The organism is Leptolinea tardivitalis (assembly GCF_001050275.1).
Taxonomy (GTDB): Bacteria; Chloroflexota; Anaerolineae; order Anaerolineales; family Anaerolineaceae; genus Leptolinea; species Leptolinea tardivitalis.
Window position 1 is genome coordinate 233,024 of the sequence record NZ_BBYA01000010.1, and the last position, 12,084, is coordinate 245,107.

The 12,084-nt window shown below is 48.9% G+C and carries 14 protein-coding genes; 3 read left to right on the forward strand and 11 right to left on the reverse strand.

The window, feature by feature from the left end:
• Positions 1-10 precede the first annotated feature (10 nt).
• From LTAR_RS10610 to LTAR_RS10620, 3 genes are read right to left on the reverse strand one after another with little or no spacing between them, the layout of a single operon-like run.
• Positions 11-667 carry a hypothetical protein gene (locus LTAR_RS10610; RefSeq protein ID WP_062422219.1) on the reverse strand — a complete coding sequence of 219 codons (657 nt, stop codon included), beginning with the start codon at positions 665-667 and terminating at the stop codon, positions 11-13.
• The gene (locus LTAR_RS10615; protein ID WP_062422220.1) at positions 664-2,016 is read right to left on the reverse strand and encodes an ATPase, T2SS/T4P/T4SS family; all 1,353 of its coding nucleotides are present in this window, start codon (positions 2,014-2,016) and stop codon (positions 664-666) included. The genes LTAR_RS10610 and LTAR_RS10615 overlap by 4 nt, the downstream gene beginning before the upstream one ends.
• Positions 1,992-2,702 carry an RcpC/CpaB family pilus assembly protein gene (locus tag LTAR_RS10620; RefSeq protein ID WP_062422221.1) on the reverse strand — a complete coding sequence of 237 codons (711 nt, stop codon included), beginning with the start codon at positions 2,700-2,702 and terminating at the stop codon, positions 1,992-1,994. The genes LTAR_RS10615 and LTAR_RS10620 overlap by 25 nt, the downstream gene beginning before the upstream one ends.
• 256 nt (positions 2,703-2,958) lie before the next feature.
• Between LTAR_RS10620 and LTAR_RS10625 the strand changes: the two genes are divergently transcribed.
• The 3 genes from LTAR_RS10625 (at position 2,959) to LTAR_RS10635 (ending at position 4,055) form a co-directional block, all read left to right on the forward strand.
• Entirely contained in the window at positions 2,959-3,246 is a 288-nt protein-coding gene (locus LTAR_RS10625) for a helix-turn-helix domain-containing protein (protein WP_062422222.1), read from the forward strand.
• Between the two features lie 132 nt (positions 3,247-3,378).
• Positions 3,379-3,672, forward strand: coding sequence for a type II toxin-antitoxin system HigB family toxin (locus tag LTAR_RS10630; RefSeq protein WP_062422223.1), 294 nt, complete (start codon positions 3,379-3,381; stop codon positions 3,670-3,672).
• 11 nt (positions 3,673-3,683) lie between these two features.
• Positions 3,684-4,055 (forward strand): helix-turn-helix domain-containing protein, encoded by a 372-nt coding sequence (locus LTAR_RS10635; protein WP_062422224.1) that lies wholly within the window; start codon positions 3,684-3,686, stop codon positions 4,053-4,055.
• A 278-nt stretch (positions 4,056-4,333) separates the two neighbouring features.
• Here LTAR_RS10635 and LTAR_RS10640 read toward each other — a convergent pair whose 3' ends face one another.
• From LTAR_RS10640 to LTAR_RS10675, 8 genes are all read right to left on the reverse strand, one after another.
• Positions 4,334-5,314, reverse strand: a complete 981-nt coding sequence (locus tag LTAR_RS10640; protein ID WP_062422225.1) for a CpaE/TadZ family protein — start codon at positions 5,312-5,314, stop codon at positions 4,334-4,336.
• Positions 5,311-5,634, reverse strand: coding sequence for a hypothetical protein (locus LTAR_RS10645; protein WP_062422226.1), 324 nt, complete (start codon positions 5,632-5,634; stop codon positions 5,311-5,313). Before LTAR_RS10645 ends, LTAR_RS10640 begins: the two co-directional genes overlap by 4 nt.
• A gap of 7 nt (positions 5,635-5,641) precedes the next feature.
• On the reverse strand, positions 5,642-6,259 hold the full coding sequence (locus LTAR_RS10650) for a methyltransferase family protein (RefSeq protein WP_062422227.1): 618 nt from the start codon (positions 6,257-6,259) through the stop codon (positions 5,642-5,644).
• The gene (locus LTAR_RS10655; RefSeq protein ID WP_062422228.1) at positions 6,259-7,119 is read right to left on the reverse strand and encodes a type II secretion system F family protein; all 861 of its coding nucleotides are present in this window, start codon (positions 7,117-7,119) and stop codon (positions 6,259-6,261) included. Before LTAR_RS10655 ends, LTAR_RS10650 begins: the two co-directional genes overlap by 1 nt.
• Positions 7,120-8,001, reverse strand: coding sequence for a type II secretion system F family protein (locus LTAR_RS10660; protein ID WP_062422229.1), 882 nt, complete (start codon positions 7,999-8,001; stop codon positions 7,120-7,122).
• Positions 8,002-8,220: 219 nt separating this feature from the next.
• Positions 8,221-9,885, reverse strand: coding sequence for an ATP-binding protein (locus tag LTAR_RS10665; protein ID WP_062422230.1), 1,665 nt, complete (start codon positions 9,883-9,885; stop codon positions 8,221-8,223).
• A 195-nt stretch (positions 9,886-10,080) separates the two neighbouring features.
• A complete protein-coding gene (locus tag LTAR_RS10670; RefSeq protein WP_139044510.1) occupies positions 10,081-10,644 on the reverse strand; it encodes a metallophosphoesterase in 564 nt (187 codons plus the stop codon).
• 147 nt (positions 10,645-10,791) lie between these two features.
• Positions 10,792-12,075, reverse strand: a complete 1,284-nt coding sequence (locus LTAR_RS10675; RefSeq protein ID WP_062422232.1) for a TadA family conjugal transfer-associated ATPase — start codon at positions 12,073-12,075, stop codon at positions 10,792-10,794.
• Positions 12,076-12,084 lie beyond the last annotated feature (9 nt).

Genomic DNA, 12,084 nt, shown 5'->3' on the forward strand with positions numbered 1-12,084 from the left:
ACACTCCACCTTAATTCAAAGATGAAACGAGCATTTTCGGGGATGTTGCCGGTTCAATCTGCCAACACAGAAAACCATACATAGGGTATGTCGGCGGCTCCCAGCCGTAGCGAATGAAACCATTGGAGATACCGGTTCCCTGGTCGTCCAACACCAGGATGGTGTCAATCATCTGAGCCAGGTGACAATAATCCGAATCGCAATCTTCCCAAAATACGCCATTCTGGTTGACATATTCGCCTTTGAGTTGCACTGCAACCAATTGGCCTTCTTGTATGGCTTCGCTGGCTGTTTTGAAGACCGGTTTACCTGGAAATTGGATTTCGGTCGTGACCCAGGTGTAACTGATGTCGCCGTCTGATTCGAGAAAGTAAACTTTCACCAGGCTGATTGGATCTATCAAGTCGATCTGTCTGGTTTCTCCAGCAACCCCATAGAAGCGCCATTCTTTTTGCTCCCTGATGTAACGCAGCCCTTGCCAGGGTGCGGTACGTAACTCGTTATCAATTTTCTGGTTGCCCCGGAGAAGATCATCAGCCACTTCGATTGGGGTAGGGACAGGGTCGACAGGCGCCAATCGATTAAGTTGGCTCAGTCCTATGATGATCCCAGTCAGAATAAGTACCGCTAACATGATCAATAAAAGCTTTTTACTCACCCGGTTCATGCCAATTCCTCCATACTTTGAAATGCTTCTTCAAAAACCGGCATGCTCCGCTCGCCTTCAGCGCGATACAAATAATTCAAACGATAATTTCCACGTTCGTCCAATCCCTGAATCACGGCAATTGCTTGCAAGGTGCGCTGAACTCGTCCGGATTGATTCACCCTTCCCATCAAAGCAACCACATCCAACCCCATCGCTACCATGGAACGGACAGCGGCCAACCCTAATTCGGGCGCGGAAGCCAATGCAAGCTGTTCCAGGCGCATCAAGGCTTCTTCAACCGTTCCACCGTGGATGGTGGTGAGTGCTTTTCGTCCCAGGCAAGTGGCTTTCAGGAACTGTAATGCTTCAGGGCCTACCACTTCCCCTACCAGGATGGCGGCCGGATTCATGCGGGTATAGATCACGTTCAATACCCAGTCCAACGAAACCCCTGGGGTTCCCGGTGGAAGCTCGGCAGGAGCGACAGCTCGCAGCAAAAAAGGATGTTGGATTTCCAACTCTCGAAAAGTTTCCAGGGCGGCTAAGGGTGCAGTTGTTGGTAAAAATCCAGACAAAGCATTCAACAGAGTCGTTTTCCCGGATCCCATTTCACCAGCAATCATCAGGCTTCCAGAAAGGGTAGCCACCAACCAGGCTAGAAAACGATCAGGGGTATTTTGCAAACCCTGGATACGGCATTGTTGTTCAGGGTCGGCGATGTCATCCAGCGATCCGGATAACGAGAGATTACGTCTGGCGAAAGTTCCGGTCTTTTCCATTTCTTCCAGGGTTCGCACCCGCCTGCCAAAAGTACGGATATTTATCGCGGTCCCTTCGGTTGAAAGGCGCGGGACGATGGCGGTGAAGCGTTCGCCGCCGGGTAAGTCGATCAGCACCGCCGGACGGTCACCGCGCAGGGTAGCGCCGCCTTGATCGGCTACATGCACGGCAAGATTTTCAAAATAACTATCATCCGCCAGTTTTCCCAGGTGGTGAAAAGTTCCATCATATTCGACCGCTACGTACCCATTGCGAACAAAGATCTCTTCCACATAAGGATCACGGAGAAGTTGATCGAGTAAGCCTACCCCGGACAAAGCATCTGTGATCATTTGAGCGTTACGGTTAACCGCTGTCCGATCGCGCAGCACACTTCGTGTTTCACCCTGGTCGATAAGGATCGAGCGAACTTCATCAAAAAAGCGACGCCGTTTGTCCGGATCGGATTCACGCCAGGAAGGGGGATTAATCCCTCGTTTAACCAGTTCTTCACGAACTCGTTCGATCAATTTCAGGTCGTTCTGATTGAGGGGATGTACTTGTGGCGGTTGTAATGCCGTGTTTAAGGGGTTGCGAGTGTCGTCCACAATAGGCCTCCTTGTTTTTTGGCGTTTGCGACCGCATTCAGGATGTCATTAACCGCTTCTGGCTTAACCGCCAATGTCAGAATTTGAACCTGCTCAGTCTGTGGGCTGCTGTTGAAAGTCGAATTACTGTCACTTTTTTGACTTGTTTCAGCAGCTACGCCTTGTGCATTCCGCACATCCACAACCAGGATACTGCCGGCGATGAGTTCAACCTTGAACCCGGTTTGATTATTCGCTTTTGGATCTGTGTTACCGGGGGCAGCAGCTTCCTCTGACACCTGATAAAGATTGACGTGTTCTCCAATCCGGATCTGGCCGCCCACTGCGGATACCGGTTCAACGGGGATAGAAATTACTTCAAAACCAGCATCCGCCAAACGGAATTGCGCAACCGGTACAGCATTTGCCTGCGCGATGGGCAACCCTGCCGGCAATGGAACTGCGCTGATCATTCCATCTAAGGCCTGGATCGATTGGTAATATGGCAAAGATTCCATTGTGCGTGGCATTTCACGCATCTGGAATAGTTCTGGATTGAGGATAGTGTAGGCGGGGATTGCATTGACCGGGACAGGCACCTGGTAAGTGGAGACTTCTTTGAGATACAGGGTTCTCCCATAAAACCCGGCTCCCAAAGCCAGTGCGATAGCGATCAAACCAATAATGAATTGGGTGATGCGGTTCATGACTTCTCCTTTAGTGGATTAAATAAAAAGCCGAACAAGATACCCAGAAGGTTCTGTCCGGCCAACGATTGAATGAATAATAGATATTCGGCTGTTTTCTACTATCAGTCTAGCAATCTGGGATGCCTTATCCCAGGGGGAAGCAAACGTTAATATTCCTTCGAAAAGCATTGATTTATATACGGCAATGCCGGATAATCATTTTATAGAAATATACCAGCTCATATCTTGCGGAAGATTGCAGAGGAAATACAAAATGTCTAAACGGGATATTGGTCAGGAAATACTGGATGGAATCCAAGAGATTAAAGCGTTCAAAGCAAGTCGTGGGGACTTACGCACCCATTCGTTAAAAGAACCAGCATCCCCGCAGGTGATTCGTGCCAAACTTAATTTGTCTCAGTCTGCATTTGCAGGTTTGATGGGCGTTAGCTTACGAACCGTTCAAGACTGGGAGCAAGGCCGGCGTAAACCCAGCGGCCCGGCAGAAGCATTGTTGCGGATTGCAGAACAAAAGCCCGAAGTGTTTTTAGATCTGGTATAGACCTTTCCCTCTCGTATTTTTACATCATACCGAATATCAATAATGACTCCAAATACATTTTACTGTTGCCCTATTCAGCCAAGGTATTGGTGGAAAATCTCCCAAATTGGGAGAAAAGTGTTATAATAAATTATGCGGATCATCTCACGTCGCCGTCTCGTTGAATTCTGGGAAGTCCATCCAGATGCTGAACAACCGCTGCGGGCTTGGTACACAGAAACGAAAAAAGCCAGTTGGAATTCGCCGGCAGAAATCAAAGAGATCTATCGCAGCGTCAGTATCCTTTCCAACAACCGGGTTGTATTCAACATTAAAGGCAATACCTACCGGTTGATCGTGGTAGTTGAATACTCCCAAGGGAAGATGTTCATCCGGTTTGTGGGCACCCATGCGGAATATGACCGGATTGATGCGACCAGCATCTAGATTTGAGGATTATGTCTATGGAAATAAAACCAATTCGAACCGAAACAGATTATGAAGCAGCCCTGGCTGAAGTCGAACGGTTGTGGGGATCCGAACCTGGCACACCGGACGGGGACCGTTTCGAGGTGCTCTTTACATTGGTTGAAGCTTATGAGGAAAAGCAATACCCCATCCTGCCGCCTGATCCGGTTGAGGCGATCAAGTATTATATGGAAAGCCGCGGATTAGACCGGCACGATCTAGAGCAATTCATCGGACCGAGTGGACGGGTTTCCGAAGTTTTAAGCCGAAAGCGACCATTGACCCTGGCGATGATCCGTAAATTAAATGCGGGGCTAGGTATTCCAGCAGAAGTGCTGATTCAGAATTCAACACATAGCTAACGACAGAAGACAAAGCTAATTGAGAACGTTATTTTGGCCACCTTTACCACATCAGGCAAGGTGGCCACTTTATACCTTGTTCCAGCACCATCATCTTTTTACTTCTGGTCAAACCTCACTTGCGACTCTACGAACTGCCGGGTTACTGTCGGTTGTGTCATCAACTTGCCTGTATTCATCTATAACTGAACGAATTATTCGAGGGTGCAGGTGTTTTCGATTTAAGGATACAGTATCCTATAAGTGAATAAGTTTTAGGTGAAGGTGTGGATATTGGGTTATTTCCCCTTCGTTTTCCAACCCTTATAGACCAGTTCCAGTATTGGATCAGCCAGGCGTGGATCAGAGGATTGTGCCCAGGTTTCGTTGTAGGGAAGTACAACGGATACACCTGTTTCAGTTCGATCAGCCAATGATTTGGTCATATTTAACACCAGGTGAGAAGGTTCGGAAACCTCGTTCATTAAGCGTCTGGCCTGCAAAATCGAGTCATCTCGCGGGGAAGTTACAACCAGGTTAACCAACCCTGACATAGGTTTCGATAGTTCTGGAAAAAGAGGGTGCCCTGGAAAACAATCCACCACGAACAATGTGTGCTTCCGACGAATCTCTGCCAGTACCTTTCGCACCCCTTCCGGATCTTCACCCCACAACACATCGATAGTGCGTCCATCCATTGGATAGAGGCTAACACCATACCAGAGTGCAGGCTCTTCTTTATGAGTAGCGATGCTGAAAAATTCAGGTAAATCGGGTGTGATGCGGGCATGCAAAGCGCTGCCGCCCATACTGAGCTCAAGCAAGGCGGCCGGCAACCCGGTACGCTGAACAAATCGTTTACAAATTGCCATTGCCAGGGTAGTTTTGCCGACTCCGCCCGACCAGTTCACCAGGTTGATCTGGCGAGCTGGCAAGAATGAAATCCGCTTTGCATTGGTCAGGCGAGCGCGCCCCAACCATTCATTCGGGTCAGCTAAAAACCCTTCCTGAGAAACCATCGGGATACCGCTCATTTCAAGCGCACGATGCAGGACTTCAGTCGATGTGTCAGCCAGGGAAATGAGTTCATCAAGGATTACCAGGTGAACGCCGGGCAAATCTTGCAGAACGCCTCGTGTGGTGAATGCCTCACGCACGATGAGATCACTATTTTTTGAAAGCACATCCAGCACATTCTGATTGGGTTTTTCCGCGCCGAGAAGGACCACCAGGGATGGTTCTGTATTCGTTTTCAACAAATCTGATAATTTAAACTTCATCCTGTTTTTTTTTCTCCTTGTTTTGAATTGGATAAATCCGCAAATATTGCCAAAAGAACTGCAGAAGATAATAAAACTGCTGTTATGACGGTCAGAATTGTCCCTGGAAGAGAGCTTCCCCCTAATTTCATATAAACCAGAGATAGACCGCTAATACCTGCAATCCCTATCGAGCGGATCCACATGAAATTGGTCAGAATGGCAGATAGCAGGACACTAAAAACTGCCAATCCAACCAGTTCATCCTGGATGGCAAAGGATTTCATCAGCAGCGCACTGCTTAAAGCCAACCCGAAAAGGGTATTAGAGAATTGGCGCATGATTGCCTCACCAGAGCCCGGGCACTAACCGCCAGGGAACGATGCGGGTGTAACAGGCGTATCCTTCAATCATCTTTTCTTCTCGAACAATGCGCCAACACTGGATACCTACCAGAGTTAAGGCCATCAATCCCGCGAACAGCACGTTGGGAGAGCAAAATACCATCGCCACACGAAAGACAAGCTCTCCCAGATACATCGGGTGGCGCAGAAGGCGATAGGGTCCCTGACAGGTCAATCCGCGATCTGCAGGAGCGATTCCAAAACGAGATCCCAGCGTGAATAATGACCAAAGAATCAATCCATAACCAGCCAATGCTGGGACCAACAAGAACCAACCCCCAACGGGAATGATTCCAGCAGCTGATGTTGAAAAAGTTGGTAAAAACGCAGCGATCATCCCTAGCCATAAACCGGTGCGATCATAACTTTTTGCTGGTTGCCGCCTGGCGTAAAAGAACGCCAGCAAACAATTATGGGCGGCATATAACCAGGCTAAAAGGGAGGGATGCTCCCATGCTGCGGCAATTGACACCAATGCGGCAAAAGCAAAAAAGGCAAAACCTGCCAGATCCCGCAAATGACCGGAACGCTCCCGAAGGAAATGGAGGATGTTGATTGCCATTACATCCCACCCATATTTTGAACAATCGGCCACCCAATTACTGCCAGTAGGGTTACCAGGAAAGGAAGGAAATAAAAAACGACCATGGGGATCACCAATTCCGATCCTACCTTTTCAGCACGTTGTTCGGCGCTGCCAATATAATCCGCTGCAATACTGGTAGCCAATTGCCCCATCAGTTCCTGTTGGGCTGTGCCGCGCCGGATGAATTCCAGTTGGACCGACATACCGATCAGTTCAGGTAAATGCGCCTCTTGGGCTTCACGCTGCATCTGCTCAATCAGATCACGGCCTTGTGCCATCTGCAGCACCCGTCGCATCCACTTCCCTGCCAGGCTCTGCGCCTGAGAAGTACGCCGCAGGGCTTCATCCATGGATACATTGGCCGACATCTGGGCTGAAACCAACTGAACATATTCGGGGAGCTGAGCAATGAACTGCCGGCGATACCGCCGGGCAATCCCCCCCATCGCCATTGCCGGGTATTGGAAGCCAACCAAACCACCAATCAGCGCAAATACCGGTTCACCAGTGGCAACCATGCCAAGCCCAAACCCTGCAACGGCCAGAGCCACTCGCAAAGAAGTGAACTGAACCTCGTTCCAATCATTCCAGCGATCGCCAATTTGCGCCCAATACAAATCGGCGCGCGTTTGACGCAGCAAGCCAGCCGGCGTACATTTAGAAACCGGCTTATCCAAGGGTGAAAGGGATCTGCGCCAACCTGTCAAAACCACCCCATCGGCAGGCGTCAGAGTTTCTGCCAGACGACCAGTCGGTGTTGCCGGGGCCAATTCGAGGGTCAGGTAAATCACCAGGGCAAATACAGCAATTCCGGTCAGGTAAATCAAAGCGGTCATCTACACAGCCTCCATAATCATAGAGCGAATGATGACATATCCAAATACCATAGCGGCCATCGTCACCCCGATCACAATTTGTACGGGAATGGCATTGAGCGAGGCGCGCACCATGGGATCCTGGCTAAGATAAACCAGAATCAAAACCAAAACGGCCGGAAGAACTTTGGCTGAAACCAGAGAATCTCCAGCTTTGGCCTGGGCGCGATTCCTAGCAATCAGAATCTGTTGAACCCGCATCGAAATATCCATCAAAACACCGGTATACGCACGTCCGCCAGCCTCGGTATATCCTTCCAACAGTTGAGCCAGGTTGGCAAGGGAGACGGATGGGCTGCGAGAAGCCAAACCGCGCAGGGCTTCTACGCGATCCTTGATGCGCATTTCTGAAGCTGTCAGCACAAACTCAGGAGTGAGTGGGTTGGTCTTTTCGATTTCCAAAGATTCGCCGACTTGCTGAAGCACGTCGGGAACGGAGCCACCCGCCAGAAGTCCAGCGGCGATTCGGCCGATGCCGATCGGTAGCAATTGATCAATCTTGCGCCCACGGCTTTTTACCCGGTCATCCAACCAGGCATTCGGAACGTAGAAAACAATTCCCCCCACCACAATCGCCGGTAATCCCGGTAAAAATAACCAGGTAATCACAGCGCCGCCAATTCCGGCGGCCACGCAAAGCAGTCGAAACGTGACGGGTTTTATCGGCAAACCGGCTGCGAGCAGTTTGTAATCCAGAGTTTTCTGGTCGAGAGATGATAACGTCCGGGCTGAATCAACGGTGTAAAGATCTGCCAGTTTACCGGTTCGGGTTGGCTTTGGATACCACAATAAGAGCACCAAGGTGGTGCATAACAATCCCACTACGGGGATTAATAGGGTCATTGATCCTCCTGTCTCACCCTGTTTGGGTGAATTAAATTAAAAAAGCCGGACAATCTCTGATTCCAGAAGGATTTGTCCGGCTGACGATTATGGATAAGGATATTCGGTTGTTATTCTAAAACGAGTATAACAAACGGGTCCGGCCAATCCCAGGGGGGAAGAGACCATTCCATTTTTCCAGCGCCCTAAAAATGTTTTTAATCATCCGTTGGGTTTATTTTATAAGATTTGTTTGCGTAAAATTTCCAATCTGTCTTTATCGGTTATGAAAATATCATTCTCAATCGCATATTGAATGGCATCCGCTGAAAAGCCCGATCTGGAAACAAACCAGGCTCGGGCTTTTCGTGCTTGGGCATGGGTATGAAGTTTTTGAAGTTCCTTAATCCCTGCTCGCTTGTTGCGCCATTTTACTTCAACTACCCAGCGTTCTTGACCCTCACCCACTGCGTCCAGTTCGATTTGTCCATCCGGTGAAACCTCATCCTTTACATCCTTGAAAATCGGTAAGGTTACCACGCCTGGTGTATGAAAAACCTCATTAGAGACAACCTGTCCGTTGAACTGGCGCATCAACTCACGGACCGTACTTTCTTTCGCATCCCCCAATTCTTCGGAGACCCGTTGAAATTGTTGATCCAGGCGGTGTATCAACCCCTTGAGATCCATCGGTTCGGCAGTTAGGCTCACCTCGATCCCTTTGATCACGTTCCCCACCCAAAAGCGCAGTACTGGATCACGGAAGTAATACGCCTGATCTTTTTCAACCACCAAGTCGACCTCACATAACCAGCGCAGATAATCGCTGGCGCTGCCAGAAGTGACGCGCAACTGACGGGCAACATCGGATGCAGAAAGCCCTTCCTCTTGCGCCAGGATCTGTAACACCGATTTTAATGCGCCATATCCTTTGGCTTTTTGCAAGGAGAGATCATAAACATACTGACAAAAATCATAGATCCGACCCCCAGGGGAGAGAGTCTCCACCAGGAAAGCTTGTTTGATGACATCCGGAGATGGAAGCCGCTGAACCACATCCAGCAGATAACTCACACGCCTGGCAACTGCAGTGATGTAAAAAGGATGCCCACCGGTGAGAGCGTGCAGCAGGGGATACAAATCCGGTTCCAAAGGCTCAGACAAGAGCTTATTGGCCAATTCCTGGGTGCTCTCGCGATCAAACGGTTCAACGGAAATCCGTGTAAACTGGGCGAATAAAGGGCTATCGGGATTGGATAACAATCCCGCCAGAACACTGATGGCAGAACCGGCCAGAATATATTGCACCGCGCTTTGAGATTGCAGTTCAGCGCGCAACAGAGCGACTACATTTTGACTATTTGGATAATTCTCAAGGGTGCGGATTTCTTGAAATTCATCACAAATCAAAACAAGTTTTTTGTCCAAAGTAGTTGCGGCTTGCCGAGGAAATCGAAAAGCCTGACGCAACAATGCCTGGCGATCCGGGCGAGCCCGCTGCAGTTCTTGCAGGATGGGTTGGATCTCTTCATAGAGCTTATCACCGCCTGCTCTTAAGATAGCTGTTCCCAGTGTGGCTGGATTCAGAAATGGTTCAGGATCGCTTTTCCCTTCTTCCAGCAACCAGTAACAAATTGAGCCGATAAAGCCCAGGGTAAAATTTTCTGGTGAGCTGCAAATCACAGAAAAATCAAGGAATACAGGCTTTTCTTCAGGAGTCGACGCGCTCAGTTGGCGCATGAACTCTTTCAATAAAAGCGTTTTTCCAATTCGGCGCAGTCCAAACAGCGCGACATGTTCCACCGGCCCGTTATTCAGACTACGATGGTAATGATCCAGGGTAGCCAGTTCTTGACGGCGGTTGGTGAAAAGAGCTTGTTGGTCGGAAGGGTAAAAATAGTTCATTTTAGGTTAACTGACCTTTAGGTTAATTAACCTAATTATTGATCAAAACAGCAAAAAAGTCAACTGAAAATCTTGTTTAACTTATCTTCCGGGTTGATTTCCATTATGCTGTCTACGATTAATTTCAAAGTATCCATCATCGAAATTTGAATTATGATAACGAAAATTACAATAGGAATCCGCCATTACAAAAATCTATATCAAGTGCTTTATTATGTCCTGTAATCTCCAGGGACGGTATTCCCTGACCTCAACGCTCATATTAAGATGCCGTGGTCCCAGGTTGGAGCCTTCAGGGGGTGGAGGCACGTTGTGTATGTGACCGTGGAGATTGATGAGGTCATCAGGTAAGGGAATAATAGGGCGGTGAGAAAAAACAAGCTTTACGCGATCGTAATAATCAACATGCAATGGCTCATTCAGCAAAGTTACAGCATGTGCCTCACAATAAGTCTTACTCAACCGATCGTGGTTTCCACGAATCAAAAATAATTTCCCATTTAAACTTCCAGTGAGAAGTTCAAAATTCATCTTTTTTCCAAGTGCAAAATCCCCTAGATGAAGCACCTGTTCATCCGGAGCAATCAGATTATTCCAATTATTGATAATCAAGTCTTGCCAGTTCTCGGGGCGGTTACAGTATCTTCCGATATTTTCGTGGAAGAAATGGGTATCTGAAATGATCCAGATATCAGGGGTAATTATCAGTTCGTTGTTTGCGATAAACATCCTCTCCAAATTGATAAAATCGATTTTCAACCATAGAGGTAGAAATTGCCCTCTATTTTACTCTTTCGTCTTTATAATGAACATTGTATCTACAATTTTCGCAAATCATCACTTTTTATGCTTTATTGACAATTTGCGAAAATCGTATCAGACTCTATTTTTCCGAAAACAACATTTTTACGATAACTCGCCCAATTTCTCCCAACATGGCTCTGTTGCAGACGATTCCTCTAAGTAGCGATAAATCGGTTCGAAGAACACATCGCCATTCTTCAAGTCCTTGGCCACATTTGAAATCGCTACCACCCGGCGAACTTCATGCCGGATGCCGATCTGTACCAACAAATCCACTGCATCAGAAATCATTTGATTGGCTTCATGCGGTTTCACCCCCGCATCTGCTCCCATCACGGTCGCCAGCCGGCGGGCGGCTTCACGCGGGCTGTCCGCGTGGAAGGTGCAGGCTCCACTGTGACCGGTCATCAAGGCCCGAAATAAGCTCATGGCTGCCATTCCATCGCGTACTTCGCCGATGACCAGGTAATCAGGGGACATGCGCATGGCGTCATCCACCCCATCTGCCAGGGTATAGGGTTTTACCTCTGTGCCTACTGCTTGTGGGCGAGCTTCTACGGTCTGAACGGTTGGGCGGTCGACCCAAATTTCCTCCGGATCTTCAATCTTCACGATACGCCAGGCTGGTGGCAGGAAATTGCATAGAGCGCTGAGTAAAGTGGTCTTGCCAGTGCGGGTGCCACCTGAAATCAGGATGCGCCGGCCCTGCTCCATCGCCTGCTGAAGGATATCCATCATATCGGGGTTCATCACCCCGCGTTCCAGCAACCATTCTGGTTTAACCGGCTTTTGCTCATATAGACGGATGTTAATGGATGGGTTTCTTCCCGGAGGAGCAATCACCGGATGCAAAGCCTTGATACGGCCACCGCCCGGATTATCTTTCGTCGCCGGCAGCTTGGCGTTGATGCTCGGATTGGTTTCGTTCAGGGTTTTATTTTGGGGGCCGATCAACCGATCCAGTACGCGCCAAATCTCTCCGGCTTCCGGTCGCAGGTCAATCGTTTCCCAACGCACCGATCCTTTGCGCATGATCTGCACTAACCCGCTGGAGTAAATCGTAATTTCCGAGATATCCGTGCGCGCCGGTGGTAATAGCATATCCAGAAACCCTAATCCCAAGATCCGCCGGGTGAGTTCTTCTGAGAGAAGTCCTTCTTGTTGCACACCTGGCCGGCAGTTCCGTTTCCTTAAAGCCGCGGCAATCAGGGCTTCGACCCGTTCCCGGATTCGCCGCCGATCTGTTTCACTGGGGCTTTGCAACACAGCAGGCTGGAATTCCTGGTTGATCTGGTCAATGACTTCGTTGAAAACTGCGCTGCGGGTAACTTCGTCTAAAACAATGTCGTTTGCCGGCGCATCATATAACCCTAAAATACCTGGCATATAAAATGA

Coding starts and splice junctions, on each gene's coding strand:
- LTAR_RS10620 (WP_062422221.1), bottom strand. CDS start 2,702: ATGAACCGCATCACCCAATTCATTATTGGTTTGATCGCTATCGCACTG.
- LTAR_RS10650 (WP_062422227.1), bottom strand. CDS start 6,259: ATGGCAATCAACATCCTCCATTTCCTTCGGGAGCGTTCCGGTCATTTG.
- LTAR_RS10610 (WP_062422219.1), bottom strand. CDS start 667: ATGAACCGGGTGAGTAAAAAGCTTTTATTGATCATGTTAGCGGTACTT.
- LTAR_RS10625 (WP_062422222.1), top strand. CDS start 2,959: ATGTCTAAACGGGATATTGGTCAGGAAATACTGGATGGAATCCAAGAG.
- LTAR_RS10645 (WP_062422226.1), bottom strand. CDS start 5,634: ATGCGCCAATTCTCTAATACCCTTTTCGGGTTGGCTTTAAGCAGTGCG.
- LTAR_RS10630 (WP_062422223.1), top strand. CDS start 3,379: ATGCGGATCATCTCACGTCGCCGTCTCGTTGAATTCTGGGAAGTCCAT.
- LTAR_RS10660 (WP_062422229.1), bottom strand. CDS start 8,001: ATGACCCTATTAATCCCCGTAGTGGGATTGTTATGCACCACCTTGGTG.
- LTAR_RS10655 (WP_062422228.1), bottom strand. CDS start 7,119: ATGACCGCTTTGATTTACCTGACCGGAATTGCTGTATTTGCCCTGGTG.
- LTAR_RS10640 (WP_062422225.1), bottom strand. CDS start 5,314: ATGAAGTTTAAATTATCAGATTTGTTGAAAACGAATACAGAACCATCC.
- LTAR_RS10635 (WP_062422224.1), top strand. CDS start 3,684: ATGTCTATGGAAATAAAACCAATTCGAACCGAAACAGATTATGAAGCA.
- LTAR_RS10665 (WP_062422230.1), bottom strand. CDS start 9,885: ATGAACTATTTTTACCCTTCCGACCAACAAGCTCTTTTCACCAACCGC.
- LTAR_RS10675 (WP_062422232.1), bottom strand. CDS start 12,075: ATGCCAGGTATTTTAGGGTTATATGATGCGCCGGCAAACGACATTGTT.